This is a genomic window from Streptomyces sp. NPDC048288 (genome assembly GCF_043201555.1).
In the GTDB taxonomy this organism is placed as follows: Bacteria; Actinomycetota; Actinomycetes; order Streptomycetales; family Streptomycetaceae; genus Streptomyces.
Window position 1 is genome coordinate 504,871 of record NZ_JBICZD010000004.1, and the last position, 16,624, is coordinate 521,494.

Here is a 16,624-nt window from a genome sequence, read left to right on the forward strand (position 1 = left end):
CGGGTACGGACCAATGTTCCCCTCCTAGGAAGGCGAGCCGGGGCACCCCGGAAGTCCCGGGGGCCCCTCGCGTTCCGGAGGACGGGGAGGGGAGTCTGTGGGTTGCCTGTGAGGGGAGAGTGATTGGTCAAGTATGGGGAGGGCGGCACCTGTTGAGCTCGGGGGAGGGACGGCCGGTGGTCAGCTCGGCCGCTACCAGGCGGCCGACGGTGGGGGCGAGGGTGACGCCGGAGTGGGTGACGGCCAGGTACGCGGAGCCGTCCGGGGTGAGCGGGCCGATCAGCGGGCCGAACTCGGGCACGGGCCGGAGGCCGACCCGGGAGCCGGTGACCCGGCACTCCCCGGCGCCTTCGAAGGCCGCGCGGAAGAGGGCGGCGGCCGTCTCCGCGCTCGGCGTCGCATGGGTCAGCAGCAGCCGCCCCGCGCTCACCTCGCGCACCTCGAAATCCGGCCCGGCCACGATGCCCCGGACCAGTCCCGGTGGTGCGGTCAGCCGGAGCAGCCGGGTGGGCGAGCCGGCGACCGGCAGTCCGACGCCCAGGGGCGCGGCCAGTTCGACGACGCCCGTGCCCGCGGCCAGTACGACGACGGAGGCGGGCCGGAACCCGGCCCCGGTGTCGACGCCCGTGACCCGCCCGGCACGGGTCCGCAGTGCCACGGCGGACGCCCCGTACTCGACCCGGGCACCGCGCGCCCGTGCGGCCCGCACCAGCGCCGCCGTGACGGCGACGGGGTCCACGCCCGCGTCGGACGGCGTGTGGACGGCCGTCTCGGGGGGTGTGCGCAGGCCCGGCTCCAGGGCCTGGATCGCGGCCCGGCCGATCCGGTACCTGCCCTCGGGGAGCCGGTGCCGGTCCGTGCCGGAACCGGACGGCGCCGGCCAGGTGAGCGAGCCGGTGCGGCGCACGGTCACCTCCGGCAGCTCGGACTCCAGCCGCCGCCAGTCCGCGAGGACCGATCCGCGCAGATCCGCCGCGCCCCCGGGCCAGTCGCCGGAGACGCCCCCGATCCACGCGAAGGAGTCCCCGGTGACCCCCGTCGCCGGGCCCGTTCCGCGCTCCAGCAGCGTCACCGGCACGTCCGCGCACGCCAGGTGCCAGGCCACCGACGCGCCGAGGATCCCGGCTCCCACGACCACGACGTCCGTCATCCGGGGCCTACTCGACACCGGGCGGTACGACCGTGGCGTGGTGGTAGTACATGCGCCAGCCGGTCTCCCCGTCCCGGCTGCGCCACAGGGAGCTGTGCCGGGAGCGGCGGTCGCCGAGGCGGGCGTCGAAGGTCACCAGGACGAGGCCCGGGGCGAGTACGACCCCGGTCATGCCGGAGGGCTCGTACCGGGGGCCGTCCTTCGACGCGCCCGCCTTGTCCGGGAGTTGGGCGAGCATCTGCTCGTGGGTGAACCGGCGGCCCGAGGCGCCGACCTCCACGAACTCCGGGTCGAGGAGTTCGCGGGCCAGTTCCCGGGAGGCGCGCACCTCGGGGTCCATGAGGCGCAGTTCGCCCGCGATCGCGACGGCCACCTGGGCTGATGCATCGTCCATGGGAGGCATCCTCACCCGGGTGACCGGCCGTCGCGCAACCGGGTTTCCGACACCAGGGTTCCGACACCGGGTTTCCGGCCGTCAGCTCCAGGCGCGGTACGGCTCGTCGAGCAGCTGGAAGACCGGCTCGCCCCGCACCGGGTCCTTGGCCGTGGAGAGCCTGACGCGGTCGCCGCTGTGGATGCCCATCGCCGGGCCCATGACCCGGCCCCGCACGACGAACCCCTCCGCCATCTCGATCAGCGACACATTGCGCGCGGCGGGCGTGTTGCGGTGCACCACCGTCGCGTGGCGGACCGTACCCGTGCCCTCGCTGCGCTCGGTGCGCAGTTCGCTGCCCTGACAGACCGGGCAGAGCAGCCGGTGGTACATGGCGGTGCCGCACCAGGTGCAGCGCTGGAAGACGATGGCGTCCTTGTGACGGTCCGCCGGCACGGGGTCGAGGACGCCCGTCGCGAATCCGACCGCCGACTGCGCGGCGCTCGCCTGGTGGTGATACACGCTGGTCAACTCCCTGCGTTCGCCCGGAATCCCGAATCCCGCGTGCCCGGACCCGGCCGGGCACGCCTGTGCCCGGCTCACCGTGCCACCGTGCACGCCGACAGCGTATGGCACTCAGTGCCAAGCGTCTAGGCACTGAGTACCCCAAATTTGGCCCAGTGATGCGCGTCGGTGCGCGTCGGCGGAGTGCCGCGGGACGGTCAGGCGCGGCCGAACGCCGTCTCGACCTCCTGCACCACCCGCCACAGCGGGGCGTCGCGCCGGGAGACGAGCACGACCACGTCGTCGGGGTGCTCCGCCGGACCGCCGCCGAACAGCACGGCGGGCGCGGGGGAGGGGGCGGGTGCCGGGGCGGCGGGGCCGGTGCCGAACGCGGACTGCACGTACCCCAGGGCGTGGTCGACCGTCGCGCCCGCGTCGCCCTGCCCGTCCGAACGCAGCCAGGAGCGCAGCGCGTTGTTGTGCGCCGCGACCACGGCCGCCGCCACCACGTCCGCCCGCAGCGTGCCGTCCGGACGGCCGGCGTAACGGCCGCGGAGGTACTCGGCCAGCGCGCGCTCGTAGCGCCACACCACCGACAGCTCGTACGCGCGCAGCCCCGGCACCTTCTTGGTGAGCCGGTAGCGCTGCACGGAGAACGTCGGGTTCTCCGCGTACATCCGCAGCACCAGCCGGGCCGCGTCGCAGACCCGCCGTACCGGCTCGGCCCCGGGCTCGCTCGCCGCCAGGAAGGCGGTCATGTCGGCGAGACAGCCCTCGTGGTCGGGGAAGACCACGTCCTCCTTGGACGGGAAGTAGCGGAAGAAGGAGCGCCGGCCCACGCCCGCCAGGGCAACGATGTCGTCCACGGTCGTCTGCTCGTACCCGCGCTCCAGGAAGAGCTGGAAGGCCGCCGCCACCAGGGCGTCCCGCATGGGCGGCTTCTCGGACGGCGCCGTGCTGCTGGAGCTCATGGACGCGAACGTAGCATTCCGAACGGGCCCATGGCACTCAGTGCACCCCGATGGGGGAACTGAGTGCACTTCGGCCCCTCCCGCTCCTCCCGCCGCTCCCGTGTCTCCCCTCCGCCGGGTCCGGGCTGAACCGGCGGGCCGGTGCTCGCGTATGTGTTCTCGGGGATCGCGGACACCTGTGCCCGCGCAGGACGGAGAAGGAGAGCAGTGTGTCGACACCGCCCGACCCTGAGCAGTCGCAGCGCGGACCGGTCCTGGAACCGGTCCGGGTCCTGCGCCCGCGCCGGCTGGACGCCCTCGCGGAGCTGATGCGCGAGATCCGCGAGGAGGCGGAGGCCGACGAGAAGGCCAGACTCTCGAAGAGCCCGCCGGGCGCGGCGGACTTCGAGGCCTTCGACTCCCCCCACGGGCCCGGCACGGGCACGGAGGACGAGACCCAGGAACTGCCGCCCGTCACCGACGGCCCGCGCACCGGATCCCACGGCCACGGCCATGGCGGCGACTCCTCGCGGGTCTTCGGCTTCGGGCCGGGACTGCGCCGGGCCGCCGCCGTGGTCGCCGTCGGCGCGGCCGCCCTGGTCGGCTTCGGCTGCGCCCTCCTGCTGCCGGGCCGCGAGAGCACCGCCGAGGCCGCCCAGGCCTCCCCGTCCGCCACCACGGCACCGGCCACCACCCCGCCGGCCTCGGACACCTCCGCCGACCCCGACGGCGCCGGCACCCTCCGCCAGGGCGACACCGGCCCCGAGGTCGTCGAACTGGAGCAACGCCTGCTGCGGATCCCGGACGTCTACCGCGACGGCTCCACCGCCGGAACCTACGACACCGCCCTCACCGCGGCCGTGGAACGCTTCCAGATCTGGTACGGCATCAGCGGCGACGAGCGCGGCGTCTACGGCAACGACACCCGCCAGTCCCTGGAGTCCCGCACCAGCCTCACCGACGGCTGAGCGGCTCCTCGAACGCCGGGCAATAGCTCGGGAAAACCCCGGGAGACGTGCGCTGAGCAGGCGTCATCATGGGCAGCCACGCGGCGGCCCAGTGCCGCCGCGCCCGCACCGTACGACCCCGAAGGCCATGCCGATGAACGGCTCCCGCATCCCGGGCCTGCTGCTGCCCGCCGTGTTCCTGCTGGCCCTCGTGGTGGGCCTGTTCTGGTACTGGCGGCACCGCAACGACGAATGACCGCTCCGGCACGCCCGCTCCGCCGCACCCTCCGGCCGCGCCCGCTCCACCGCACCGGTCCGGCCGTCCGGCTACTCCCCGCCTCCGGATCCGGACTCGTCCCCGGCCCCGCCCCCGGCCCCGCCCCCGGACCCGGCCCCGCCCCCGGCCTCGTCCGCCACCGGCACCCGGATGTCCAGCACGCACACGTCGTCCCGCCGTTCGCCCTCCAGCAGCGTGTCGAGCAGCGCTTCCAGCGAGCCGGGCTCGGCGGTGCGGACGGCGTCGGCCAGCCGGGAGAGGCCGGTGTCGATGTCCTCGCCGGGGCGTTCCACCAGGCCGTCGGTGTACATCAGCAGGCGGTCGCCGGGCTCCAGCCGGCACTCGGCGGCCGTGTAGACCGGGTCGGTGCTGGCCCCGAGCAGCATGCCCTCCGGCCGGTCGAGCCGGCGAACCTCGCCGCCGCGCACCAGCAGCGGCGGCAGGTGTCCGGCCTGGGCCCAGACGAGCCGGCGCCCGGCGGGCTCGTACCGGGCGAGGACGAGGGTCGCGGTGGACTGGCTGTCGCGCGAGTGCAGCAGCAGGAAGTTGAGGCGGGCCAGCGCCCGGGTCAGGGAGGAGCCGGTGGTCACCATGCCCTTGGCGGTGAACCGGAGCTGGGCCATCGTCGCGACCGCGTCGACACCGTGCCCCGCCACGTCGCCGACCACGAACAGCGCGGCGTCGTCGGGCAGTTCGATGGCGCTGAACCAGTCGCCACCGACATGCGTCCCCGCCTGGGCGGGCAGATAGGCGACCTCGACGCGCAGCCCGCACAGCCGCACCGGCCCGCTGGGCAGCGGCAGCAGCGCGTGCTGGAGCCGGGCGGCCAGCGCCCGTTCGGCCTGCAGGATCCCGCGCTGCATCAGGATCGCCCGTTCGCTGTCCACCAGGGCGAGTTCGGCGCTGCGCTGCGCGGTGAGGTCCTGGACGAACCCGTGCACCTCGACGACCACGCCGTCGGCGGCGGTCACCCCCTCCGCGACGGCCCGCAGATGCCGTACGGCGTTCCCGGTCCTGATCCGGAACGGCACGTCGAACGACCGCCCGGTGCGGGTGAGTTCGCCGACGGCACCGGCCAGCGCCCGGGCGTCCTCGGGGAGCACGAGGTCCGCCAGCCGGTCCAGCGCGACCGGGCCGCGGGCCGGGTCGCGGCCCAGGATGGTGTACACCTGCGACGACCAGGCGGTCTCACCGGTGATCAGGTTCCAGTTCGCCCAGCCGAGGTTGCCCAGCCGCTGCATGTCCGCGAGCCGCTGTTCCTGCCGCTCCTCGGTGTCGTGCCGCAGCCAGGTCACCAGCAGCCCGTCACCGAGCCGGGCCGCCCGTACCGAGTACGTGGCGGTCATGGTCACCCCGGCGGTGTCCTCCTCGTAGACGAACGGTTCGCCCTCGTACGGATCGCCGCCGAGCGCCTTCAGGTACCCGTGCCACAGCGGTTCGCCGGCGACGGAGGGGTAGCTCTCCAGGATGCTCGTGCCGACCAGTTCCCGGCCGGTGCGGCCGAGGATGTCGACGGCGTTCGGGGCGGCGGCGTCGATGCGGTAGTCCTCCACCTCACCGGCGGGGGTGCGCAGCGGGGTCAGCAGGATCGCCGCCCCCGGCAGGGCGTCCAGGACGGTCTGCACCGCCTGGGAGACGTCCGCGGCGGCCGGCTCGGCCGGTGCGCCGAGCGCCCCGAGCCGGCCGGCGCAGAGCCGGGCGACGGCCCGCAGCAGTTCCCGCGAGGCCGGGTCGAAGGCGCCCGCGGTCCGGCGCAGCACGCCGAGGGCCACCGGGGCGGCGGCGCCGGCGGGCACCGGCAGCCAGGCCCGGGACGGCCAGCGCTCGGGGACCTCGCCGATCAGCTGGTACCGCTCCCGGTCCTTGGCGACGTCCTCCAGCCAGAGCGGCTCCCCGGACCTGAGCGCCTCCAGCGGGGCTATTCCGGACAGCGGCGGTATCCGGTGCCACTGGGCGGCGAGCGTGGCGTCGACACCGGCGTGCCCGACGAGTTCGAGCCCGTCGCCGGTCCCGCGCCGGTAGAGGAACACGGCGTCGGCGCCGATCTCCGGTGCCAGGTGGTCCAGCAGACAGCCGGCGAGGTCCTGCGGGGAGCCGACCCGGACCAGCGCCAGGCCGAGGCGGCCCAGGGTCTCGGCGGTACCGGGGGCGGTGGGCGTCTCCCGGGAGACGGGGCCGGCGGACGGGGGTTCGGCGGGCGGTGCCGTCGGCATCAGGGCGCCGAGGGTGAGCCAGCACTCCTCGAGCAGCGTGCGCCGGGCGGTCCCGGCCCGGAGTACGAGCTGCTCGTGCGCGGCCTCGGGGGAGCAGCCGGTGCTCGCCATCAGCGCGCCCTTGGCCCGCTCCAGCACGGCCGAGGTGGCCGCGGCCTCGCGCAGCCGGTCCAGCTCGGCACGCTGTCTGGCCACGATTCTCGCCAGGGCGACCGACTCGGCGGCGGCGCCGTTCCCGACCGAAGGCGCAGGCTCGCTCGTCACGCGATGAGCATGGCACAGAACGGCGGATCCGATCACTCCCGTGGCGGACCCGGCGGTGGTCGCGGGGCCGGTCAGCGGCCGGTGCTGTGCCCGACGAGCGCCTCGGTGACCACGCGGACGCTGCGCGCGATGTGCTGGAGCTGCAGCACCTCCGCCGCGTACAGCTTGATCGTGTGCTCGATGACCGACTCCGGCAGGCCCAGCAGGGGCAGTTCGGCCCGCGCGGTCTGCAGTGCCGTGCGGGCCACCCGGATCTCGTGCTGGACCTGGATCTGCGCGTGCCGGGCGAGCAGCACGGGGTGCCGGAGCATCGCCGGGTAGCTGGCGTAGCGGGCCGGCACCAGCTCACGCAGCCACTTGGCGGCGGAACGCTCCCAGTCGTAGCTGCCCGGTGCCTTGACCTGGCAGGGCCAGTCGGGGCTGATGCGCGCGGTCGTCGTCAGAGTCATGATCATCGCTTCCGGGAGGGCGGCGTCGTGAGGGTGGTCGACGGGGGTGAGGGCGGCTCCGGCCTAGGGGATGGCCGGAGCCGCCGCGGGCGGATCGCGCGAGCGATGCCCGTTCGAACACCCCGTGCGCCGACGCGGGTAGGAGACGGCGGCGGGGGTGTCCGTGCAGGGACCCCGGGCGTCGGCCGCCGGCACTGCGGGTGGTGCTGCGTGCGCATGGGCGGTCCGTCGGCTTTCTCGGGGCGGGTGCGAGCGGTGCGTCCTCGTGCGGAACGTGCCCGGAGTGTGCCGGGGTGATCCGTGAGCAGTATTTATATATGCCGTCCGGTTTGCAAGACGTATGAAAACATTCATGCGTGAAATGCGGTGAATGGTCCGCTACGCGTGAGGTGGCGGGAGGGTGGGGGCGGCCGGACCGCGGGCCCCCGGAGTCAGTCCTTGAGGAAGAACTGGTGCTGCTCGGCGACCTGCTCGTACTCCTCCAGGCGCGCCTGGGTGCGCTCGGGGTCGGCGTCGGTCATGGCCTGGAGCAGCGCGGCGGCCATCAGTCCGGGCGCCGCGTAGGTGTCGAAGACCAGGCGGGACCCGATGCCGGTGCTGAAGGTGACGTCGGCCTCGTCGGCCAGCGCGCCCAGCGCCAGGTCGGTCACCAGGGCGACCCGCAGGCCCGCGGTGCGCGCCACCCGGATCGCGGTGAGCGTCTCCTGGGCGTGCCGCGGCATGCCGAACGCCAGCACCCAGGTGCCGCCCGCCTCACGGGACTGCAGCAGCGAGTCGTAGGCCACGCTGCCACCCCGGGTCACCAGTCGTACGTCGGGGTGGATACGGCGGGCGGCGTAGGCGAAGTACTCCGCGAGCGAGACGGAGATACGCAGTCCGAGCACGGTCAGCGGCGACGACTGGGACAGCTCCCGGCCGATCCAGATCACCCGGTCCGGGTCGGCGAAGTCGCGGCGCAGGTTCTCCAGGTTCTCGATCTCGGCGTCGACGGCCGCCTGGAGTTCGTTGCTGCGCTGCTCGGTGGCGGCCCCGGTGCCGCCCGCCAGGGTGCGCAGCGCGATCGACTGCAGCCGCTCGCGCAGCGCGGGGTAGCCGTTGAAGCCGACCGCGCCCGCGAACCGTGTCACCGACGGCTGGCTGACCCCGACCCGCTCGGCGAGGTCGGTGATCGACAGGAAGGCCGCCTCGGTGATGTGGTCGATCAGGTACTGGGCGATGCGCCGCTGCCCGGGGGAGAGCCGGGGGCCGTCGAAGAGTTCGCGGAGCTGGGAGGTGGGCGCGGCCTCGGCCTCCGGCACGGTCTTGCCCGAGGTGATCGCGGACGCCTGTGCACGGGCCTGCTGCGGCGATGGCACCGAAGCGCCTCCTTTGTCTCCCACGAGGACTCAACATAGCTCACGGACCGTGGTGACCAGGGGGTGTGCGGCAGGCCGGACCGGCCCGGCGGCCGCCCGCGGAGTGTGCGGGAACAGCGCCGGAGAAGGGGACGTCACCGCCGGTAGATGGTGATCGAATGGCCGACATCATCGACCGGACGGCTGCTGTCGATCAATTCGGCCAGTCTGCCCCGTGCCTTGGCGACCGACGAGTCCGAGACGACCAGCAGCCCGTGCACCCTACCGGGCGGCACCTTACGGGGATCGGCGGCGTGGATGCCGTAGTACGCCGGGATGCCGCTGCCCTTGTAGACCAGCCAGATCCGCTCGCCCGGATAGCGCTCCTTCAGCCGGTCGGCGAGCCGGCCGAGGTCCTGCCCCCAGTCCACGTTGGAGTCGTGCAGCCGCAGATGCGTCTTCGCCGGACCGCCGAACGCCTCGTTGGAGTACGGCAGATAGAACGGGAACGCGCGCAGCGAACTCACCGCCACGAACAGCGCCAGCGCCCCGCCCACCGGCCGCACCCACCGCCGGCGCAGCGCGAGCACCGAGGCGCCGCCCACCGCCAGGAACATCGGCATGAACAGCGCGTACCGCGTCCCGAAGTCCCGCGACCCGGTCATCGCCGAGGCCAGCAGCACGGCCGGCGGCAGGAGCACATAGGGCGCGGCCGGCCGCAGCCGCCGTACCGCCACCATGGCGGCCGCCCCGGCCGCCCACAGCACGAGCATGCCGAGCGGGGTCTTCACCAGCAGCGCGGCCGGCAGGTAGTACCAGCGGGAGCCGGTGTAGAGGTGCCCGAACAGATAGCCCTGCCAGGGGTAGTCCTCCAGGCCGAACTGCAGCCGCATACCGTCCCGGTAGGCCTGCGGGAAGGGCATCAGATCGGCCAGCAGGCCGCGCGCGCCGTGGATGGCGGGGACCGGGACGGTGGCCTGGAAACGCAGCCGGGGGTCGACGGCCAGATAGGAGAGCCACACGACGGCGACCGCCGTCAGCGCGACCACCGCGGCCGCCGTGAGCACCCGCGGCAGCCGCCGTGAGCGGCCGCCCCACACCGCCGTCACCGCCAGTGCCACCAGCACCGGGATCGCGGGCAGGGCGTTCATCTTCGTCGCCACCGCCGCGCCCAACGCGGCCCCCGCCAGGGGCAGATACAGCCGGGGCCGGCGCCGCGCCCGCCACACCAGCCAGGCCGACGTCAGCACGAAACCGGCCGACGGCACGTCGAGGGTGGCCAGCGAGCCGTGTGCGATCAGGTCGGGGGAGAAGCAGTACAGGGCGAGGGCCAGCAGTCCGGCGGTCCTGCCGAGGATCTCCCGGGCGAAGGCGAAGGCGACCAGACCGAACAGCAGCGTCAGCACGATCACCGGCAGCCGGGCCCAGAACATCACCCGCCAGGGGTCGTTGCCCGAGGCGTACAGCAGATGCCGGCCCACCTCTCCCTGGTCGCCCCGGTACGACGGGTCGTAGTGCGGGTCGGCGACCGCGATGCCCGCCATGATGAACAGCTTGCCGAGCGGCGGGTGTTCGGGGTTGTACCGCAGCCGGTGCTCGTGGAGGTAGTCGGTGGCCGTCGCCACGTAGACCGGCTCGTCGATGGTGGGGGTCTGCTGGACGGCGGTGATCACCATCGCCGCCGCCATCTGGGCGAGCAGCAGCACCACGAGGAGCGGCACCAGCCACCGGCGCCGGGCCCGCAGAGCGGCCCGCAGCCGCCCCGCGGCGGTGGGCCGCGGGGCGGCGGGTGCGGGGCCGACGGGGCCGCCGGGGGCTTCGGGGCCGCTGGGGACTTCGGGGGCGCCGGGGTCGAGTACCGACTGCTGTTCGCTTGCCATCATCCGCCCCGCGGGGACGCCGGGCCCGCGGTGACGGGAGCGATCACGGGCCGTCATGGGCCCTACTGTCGCACCGCTCCCGCCACCGGGCGCGTCACCGCTTCACGAGTCGTACCGACAGACCGTCCGCCGTGTACACGGGTACGGCCCGCAGCGTGGCGGAGTTCAGCTCCACCTTGTCGAACTGGCCGCGCAGCCGCGGCGCGTCGATGACGGCGAGGGTGCTGCCCGCGGCCGGCGGGTGCTCGGTGCCGAGGTTCAGGACGAGGGTGGTGCCCTTGCCGAGGACCGCGAGGTGCTTGACCGTCAGCGGCGCCTTGCAGCCCTTGGCGAGGGTGACCTCCAGGGCGCCCGCGTCCTGCGTGTACGTCCCGCGCGCGAAGACCCGCTCGGAGACGCGCAGGGTGCCGCCCGCGACCCGGACGTCGCCGTGGCCCAGCGCGTCGTCCGAACCGGCGACCAGGGTGCCCGCCGTCAGCACGGTCCCGCCGGTGTACCGGTTGCGGCCGGCCAGCGTCAGCGTGCCGGTGCCCAGCTTGGTCAGGCCGCCGCGTCCGTCGATGTCGTTGCGCCAGGCGTCGGCCGCCGCGAAGCCGCCCGCCGCCGCGTCCAGGGAGACCGTGACGTCCGCGTCGAAGGCGCCGTAACCGTCCGCCGCGGCGAACAGGTTGAGGCGGCCCCACTGCTCCGGGCCGTCCAGCAGCACGTACCCGGAGGGCAGGCCGGTGGTGCGCAGCACCTCGCGGCGCTGGTCGGCGGTGAGGTACGGCTGGCGGGTCTCCAGCAGCACCTCGGCGCCCTTGGGCACGGTCAGCGGCAGGTCGCGGCCCTGGCGCTGCAGGACGTACGTCAGCCGGGGCGTGAGCGCGCGCTCGTTGGCCTCGCGGTCGGCGTACGGGTCGGTGGCGGCACCGGCCGAGTGGGCGTAGGCGTTCAGCGTGTCCGCGGTGGTGCCGGTCTGTGCCTCGAAGTAGGCCAGGGCCTGGGCGCGGGCGGCTGCCTTGAGGTCGGCGTTGGCCGGGTCGGCGAGGGTGGCGGCGGCCAGGGCGGTGGCCATGATGCGGCCGCCGATCACGTCGACCGTGTTGTGCATGCCGGCGAGGATGCGGGTGTCGCTGAGCTCCAGGGCACGGGTGACCAGCTCCTGGAAGCGCTCCGGCACCGCGTACGCGTAGGCGAGGCCCGCCAGGTGGAAGGCGTTGGTGTGGCCGGAGGGGAAGCCGCCGTCGTCGGTCGGGGAGGTGCTGCGCTGGCGCAGCAGCTGCGGGGCGACGACCACGTCGGACTCGTAGACCGGGAAGCCGAAGGCGTCGGTCGTGCCGGTGTCGACGACCTCGCTGTCCTCGTTCATCCGCCACGGACGCGGGTACTGGTAGGCGTACTTGGACGGGTTGCCGGACGCGTAGTTGCCGCGCACGGTGTCGACCAGGGTGGCCACCTTGCCCAGCGCCGAGTCGTGCGAGCCCGCGCCGAGCGCGGAGCCCGCCGGGGCGTCGGCCGGGACGGCGTCGCTGATCGTGGTCGCGGGCGTGGTGTCGGGCGCGCTGGTGATCGAGGTGACCGCGAGGGAACCGGCCTTGTAGAGGTCGGCGAGCGGGCCGAGGCCGGCGATCATCGCGTAGCTCTGGTGCTGACGGTCGTACAGGAACGCCTTCTTCGCCTCGGCGGCGGTGCGCCGGGTGGTGACGCGGGCGCAGTAGCGCATGTTGGCGCGCAGGATGTCGGCACGCAGCACGCTGCCGGTGTTCCAGGCGGAACCGGTCTTCCAGATCTGCGCGAAGCCGCCGAGGATGCGGACCACCGCGTTGGTGTCGGCGGTGAGGTTGGTGCTGATGTTCGTCTTGTAGTCGTCGACGAACGCGAGGGCCGTCGCGGCCTTGGCATCGGCGGCGGCGAGCCAGCTGACCAGGGTCGGGGCGGCCACCATGCCCGCCGACGCGCCGAGCGAGGTCTTCAGGAATCCCCGTCGGCCGACGGCGAGTCCACGGGCCGGAGAGGAGGGGTGGTGCCCGGCAGGTGACGGCATGGAGGTGCCTCTCTTGAGTTCTGCGGCCCGGCGGCCGGAGGGAGTTCGCGCGAACACCCGGTGCGCCCGGTGTGCGTGGGCGGGTGGGTTCGCGTGGGAAACGTGTCGAACGAGCGAAGTTCTAAGGCGGGTCCGTGTCCCGGCGGCCATCGTCCGACGACCGCCGTATGGACCGGAGTTGAACGACAGCTCAGTGGTTCACAGGAAGATGTGGCCTGGACCTGCGTGTTCGCAGCGTCGAACGGCCCGTGGTCCACGACTGCGGGACCGGGCGGGCGGGGACGGGACGCTCACCGGACCGAACGCGCCAGCGCCACCGCTCCCTCGACCGGCGGGACCCGCAACCGCTGCGGCCGGGCGCCCGGTACAGCGTCGGCGAGCGCGGCGGCGAAGGCGTCGTACAGGCGCGGCTGGGAGAGGATCGTGCCGCCGGCGACCACCACGTCGTCCACGGCCAGACCGCGGTCGGCGAGCCGGGCGACGAGGGCGGCGAGCGCGCGCCCGCCGTCGGCGATCACGTCCTGGGCGAGCCGGGAGCCCGCGTCGGCCGCGGCGAAGAGGACCGGGGCGTGCCGGCCCCACTCCGAGGAGACGGACGAGGCGCTCTCCAGCGCGGCGCCCAGTGCGGGCACCTCGGGCACCTCGAAGGCGGCGGTCAGTCCGGTCGCGAGCGCGTCGGGGGTCTCGCCGCGGTCGTGAGCGGCCCAGACGGCGCGGGCGGCCTCGCGGACGAGTCCGGCGGCGCCGCCCTCGTCGCCGAGGACCGCGCCCCAGCCGCCGACCTGCACGGGGCTGCCGTCGGCCTGCCGGCCGACGGCCACCGAACCGGTGCCGGCGACGAGGCCGACGCCCTTGTCCAGGCCGGCGGCGGGGACCAGGAGTTCCGCGTCGCCCACGACGAGGACGGGCACGTCCAGGGACTCCCGGAGCGCGGCGGCGATGCCGGCGCACTGGCGGGGGGTCTCGCAGGCGTGCCCGCCGACGGCGAGGGCGGTGGGGCGGGTGCCGGCCGGCAGGGCCTCGTGGACCAGCGCGGTCAGCCAGTGGGCGGCGGCGGCCGGGTCGTGCGGCCGCCAGCCGGTGCTCGGACGGACGTGGTCGGCGACCGGGTCCGCGCCGGAGAGCGCGCGGAGCTGGGTCTTGGTGCCGCCCACGTCGATACCGACCACGAGCGGGGAGGAAGGAGCGTCCTGCACGGAGCCTCTTTCGTCGTCTGGGCGAAGCGCGCCGAAGAGCATGGCACTGTGCCGTGACGGCGGGCGAACCGCACCTGGCCGAACAGGAGTTGAGCTGGTCAGGAAGCCCCGGGACGGGCTTCTTGCGGAGCACGGCAGGCGAGTACCGTGTACTTCGTTAGGAAGTTAACTAACGAAGTACAGTGCGTCAAGAGTTGTCGCGCAGTCGATCAACGGGACACCGCCGCAGGGCGGGACCGCGCGACACGAGGGCATCGCATCGCCGCATCCCGCCACCCGGGGAGCGCGGCCCCTGACCCCTGGGGGAACTGTGGAACACGTCGTGGCTGAAGCCCCCCGCCTCACCGAGAGCGCCGGAGCGGTCTTCGCCGTGCTCGCCCAGGCCGGCAGCGCCACCCGGCCGCAGCTCGCGAGCCTCGCGGGCCTGTCCAAGCCGACGGTCTCCGCTGCCGTGGCGGAACTGGAGGGGGCCCGGCTGGCCAGCCATTCCGGCACCGCGTCCAGCGGTACCGGCCGCTCCGCCGCCGTATACGGTCTCGGCCCCGCCTCCGGCTCGGTGCTCGCCGTCGACCTCGGCCCGGCCCGCACCAGGGTGCGCGGCTGCGCCCTGGACGGCACCCTGCTCGCCGAGGCCGCCACCCCCCGGGCCCGGGCCGCCGACGCCGTCCGGGAGGCGCTGGACGCGCTGCCCGCCGGGGCCCCGCTGCGGGCCATCGTGGTCGCCGTCGGTGACGTCACCGAGCCCGACCGGACACGCGGCGGCATGCGCCCGGCCACCGCCAAGGCCGGGCCCGTCTTCGACGCGGTGTCCGTCGCGCTGCCGCCGGGCGTCCCCGTCCACCTGGAGAACAACGTGAACTGCGCGGCCCTCGCGGAACTCCACGAGGGGGCCGCCCGGGGCCGGCGCACCTTCGGCTATCTGCGCATCGGCGTCGGTATCGGTCTCGGCATCGTCATCGGCGGCCAGGTGCTGCGCGGCGCCAACGGAGCCGCCGGTGAGCTCGCCCGGCTGCCCTACCCCTGGGACGACGACCGGGAGCCCCGCCAGGAGGCCCTGGAGGCCTACGTGGGCTCGCAGGCCCTGCTGCGCCGGGCCGCCGAGGCCTGGCGGGCCGCCGACGGCCCGTGTCCGCGCACCGCCGACCGGCTCTTCGCGCTGGCCGCCCAGGGCCGGGAACCCGCCCGCTCCCTCGTCGCCCGGCACGCCGCCGACGTGGGCCGGCTGGCCGCCGCCGTCACCGCCGTACTGGATCCCGGGCTCCTCGTGCTGGGCGGCAGCACGGGCGCCGATCCGCAGCTGCTGCCCGGTGTGCGGGCCGAGCTGGGGCGGCTGAGCTGGCCCACCGAGGTCGTCAGCAGCCAGATCGGCGATCTCGGCACCGTCGCGGGTGCCGCCCGGCTCGCCGTGGCCAAGGGAGTCCAAAACGTGACCGAAGGCGCGCAGGTGAAGGATTGACGGCCTCCGACTCGGTCTGCCAATGTCCGGACAAGCGCTTTCTAAGTCGGCCGGGACGCCGGCTTGGGGTGAGCATCCCAGCCCGTGCACGAGGATGTACGGCAACCGCACGAGGGCGTGCCCGTGCGGTGACGGCCAGGACGGCCGGGGATCTCGCCCCGCGTGGACGATGCGGCCGGGCGAGGCCGCGCCCCCGGAAAGTGACTTTTCCTTCAAAATGCACCCGTGCCGCCTGGTCGGCGCCGTGCTCCGTCCCTCCGAAGAAATGGGATCGAAGATGACCACTGTGGGTGTGCGGCGCTCTCGCCGACTCGGCCGCGGCGGTATGCGCCGCCTGCTTCCCCTCGCTGCCGTGGCCTCGGCAGGAGCCCTGCTGCTCTCCGCCTGCGGCGGGGGTTCCGACTCGGGCGGCACTTCCAAGTCGCTGACCTTCTGGATCTCCACGGTTCCGGGGCAGGACGCGGGCTGGAAGAAGCTGGTGAAGCAGTACAAGAAGGAAACCGGCGTCAACGTCAAGCTCGTCAACGTTCCCTACGACGGCTACACGACGAAGCTGCACAACGCCGCGCAGGCGAACTCGCTGCCCGACGTCGCCGACGTGCCGGCCCTTGACCCGATCTGGTCGAGCAAGCTGATCGACCTCAGCTCCATCGCCAACAACAAGAGCTACAACATCAACAGCAACTTCCTCGCCAAGGACTCGTCCGGCAAGGTGCTGTCGATCCCCTCGGACGTCACCGCGTCCGGCCTGTTCATCAACAAGACGCTGTTCAAGAAGGCCGGCGTCGAGGTCCCGAGCTCGCCCTCGGACACCTGGACCTGGGACGAGTTCATCGCGGCGGCCAACAAGGTCCGCGCGAAGACCGGCGCCAAGTACTCCCTCACCTTCGACCAGTCGCCGTCCCGGCTGCGCGCCATGGTGTACGAGATGGGCGGCAAGTACGTCCACGCGGACTCCTCCGGCAAGTTCTCCGCGGACGCCGCGACCAAGAAGGCCGTGAACTACTTCGTCGGGCTCAACGACGACAAGGTCATGCCGAAGTCGGTGTGGACCAGCGGCGCCGACCCGTCCGCCATGTTCCAGAGCGGTGACGTCGTCGCCTACTGGTCCGGTGTGTGGCAGGTCGCCGCCTTCGCGGACAGCATCAAGAAGTTCGACTGGGCGAGCGTCCCGACCCCCGCGCAGCCGGTGCAGGCCAGTGACGTGAACAGCGGCGGCATGATGGTCGGCTTCAACAACAACGGCGACGCGGCCACCGCCGGGAAGAAGTTCCTGAACTGGGTGTACGACCCGAAGCAGTACACCGAGCTGGTCGAGGCCTCCGGCTTCCTCCCGGTCGAGAGCGGTCTGAGCCCGAAGTACCCCTTCACCTCGGACGCGGCGCAGGCGGCCTTCAAGCTGTACAACGAGGAGATCCCGCTCTACGCCCCGATCTCGGGTTACTTCAACAACGCGCAGACCGCGTGGGTGCTGAAGGGCAAGAGCCTCACCGAGGACCCGACGAAGACGGAGCTCGGCAAGGCGATCAACGGCCAGCAGTCGGCCGACAAGGCCCTCCAGAACATCGTGGACGGCTACAACCAGCAGGTCGGCGGCTGATCACG

General features: G+C 73.6%; 13 protein-coding genes. 3 read left to right on the top strand and 10 right to left on the bottom strand.

Going from position 1 to position 16,624, the window contains the following annotated elements:
• Positions 1-127: 127 nt before the first annotated feature.
• From ACGFZS_RS17720 to ACGFZS_RS17735, 4 genes are all read right to left on the bottom strand, one after another.
• Positions 128-1,150 (bottom strand): NAD(P)/FAD-dependent oxidoreductase, encoded by a 1,023-nt coding sequence (locus ACGFZS_RS17720; RefSeq protein WP_393795830.1) that lies wholly within the window; start codon positions 1,148-1,150, stop codon positions 128-130.
• 7 nt (positions 1,151-1,157) lie between these two features.
• Positions 1,158-1,544 (bottom strand): DUF4440 domain-containing protein, encoded by a 387-nt coding sequence (locus ACGFZS_RS17725; protein WP_393795831.1) that lies wholly within the window; start codon positions 1,542-1,544, stop codon positions 1,158-1,160.
• Between the two features lie 81 nt (positions 1,545-1,625).
• The gene (locus ACGFZS_RS17730; protein ID WP_393795832.1) at positions 1,626-2,045 is read right to left on the bottom strand and encodes a Zn-ribbon domain-containing OB-fold protein; all 420 of its coding nucleotides are present in this window, start codon (positions 2,043-2,045) and stop codon (positions 1,626-1,628) included.
• Positions 2,046-2,245: 200 nt separating this feature from the next.
• Positions 2,246-2,998, bottom strand: coding sequence for a TetR family transcriptional regulator (locus ACGFZS_RS17735; protein WP_393795833.1), 753 nt, complete (start codon positions 2,996-2,998; stop codon positions 2,246-2,248).
• A gap of 209 nt (positions 2,999-3,207) precedes the next feature.
• Between ACGFZS_RS17735 and ACGFZS_RS17740 the strand changes: the two genes are divergently transcribed.
• Positions 3,208-3,945 carry a peptidoglycan-binding protein gene (locus ACGFZS_RS17740; RefSeq protein WP_393795834.1) on the top strand — a complete coding sequence of 246 codons (738 nt, stop codon included), beginning with the start codon at positions 3,208-3,210 and terminating at the stop codon, positions 3,943-3,945.
• 306 nt (positions 3,946-4,251) lie between these two features.
• Here the strand turns inward: ACGFZS_RS17740 and ACGFZS_RS17745 are convergent, their stop codons facing one another.
• The 6 genes from ACGFZS_RS17745 to ACGFZS_RS17770 form a co-directional block, all read right to left on the bottom strand.
• Positions 4,252-6,678: a SpoIIE family protein phosphatase gene (locus tag ACGFZS_RS17745; protein WP_393795835.1), complete on the bottom strand. Its 2,427-nt coding sequence runs from the start codon at positions 6,676-6,678 to the stop codon at positions 4,252-4,254.
• Between the two features lie 71 nt (positions 6,679-6,749).
• On the bottom strand, positions 6,750-7,133 hold the full coding sequence (locus ACGFZS_RS17750) for a hypothetical protein (protein WP_355718248.1): 384 nt from the start codon (positions 7,131-7,133) through the stop codon (positions 6,750-6,752).
• Positions 7,134-7,558: 425 nt separating this feature from the next.
• Entirely contained in the window at positions 7,559-8,482 is a 924-nt protein-coding gene (locus tag ACGFZS_RS17755; protein ID WP_365678808.1) for a MurR/RpiR family transcriptional regulator, read from the bottom strand.
• Positions 8,483-8,616: 134 nt separating this feature from the next.
• Positions 8,617-10,398, bottom strand: coding sequence for an ArnT family glycosyltransferase (locus tag ACGFZS_RS17760; RefSeq protein ID WP_393795836.1), 1,782 nt, complete (start codon positions 10,396-10,398; stop codon positions 8,617-8,619).
• A gap of 37 nt (positions 10,399-10,435) precedes the next feature.
• Complete coding sequence (locus ACGFZS_RS17765) at positions 10,436-12,367, bottom strand: phosphatase PAP2 family protein (protein WP_393795837.1); 1,932 nt, start codon at positions 12,365-12,367, stop codon at positions 10,436-10,438.
• 290 nt (positions 12,368-12,657) lie between these two features.
• On the bottom strand, positions 12,658-13,563 hold the full coding sequence (locus tag ACGFZS_RS17770; RefSeq protein ID WP_393795838.1) for an N-acetylglucosamine kinase: 906 nt from the start codon (positions 13,561-13,563) through the stop codon (positions 12,658-12,660).
• A gap of 322 nt (positions 13,564-13,885) precedes the next feature.
• Between ACGFZS_RS17770 and ACGFZS_RS17775 the strand changes: the two genes are divergently transcribed.
• Together ACGFZS_RS17775 and ACGFZS_RS17780 are read left to right on the top strand one after the other, a co-directional pair.
• Positions 13,886-15,019 carry an ROK family transcriptional regulator gene (locus ACGFZS_RS17775; protein ID WP_365678800.1) on the top strand — a complete coding sequence of 378 codons (1,134 nt, stop codon included), beginning with the start codon at positions 13,886-13,888 and terminating at the stop codon, positions 15,017-15,019.
• A 277-nt stretch (positions 15,020-15,296) separates the two neighbouring features.
• Positions 15,297-16,619 carry an ABC transporter substrate-binding protein gene (locus ACGFZS_RS17780; protein ID WP_393795839.1) on the top strand — a complete coding sequence of 441 codons (1,323 nt, stop codon included), beginning with the start codon at positions 15,297-15,299 and terminating at the stop codon, positions 16,617-16,619.
• The last annotated feature ends 5 nt before the right edge of the window (positions 16,620-16,624 follow it).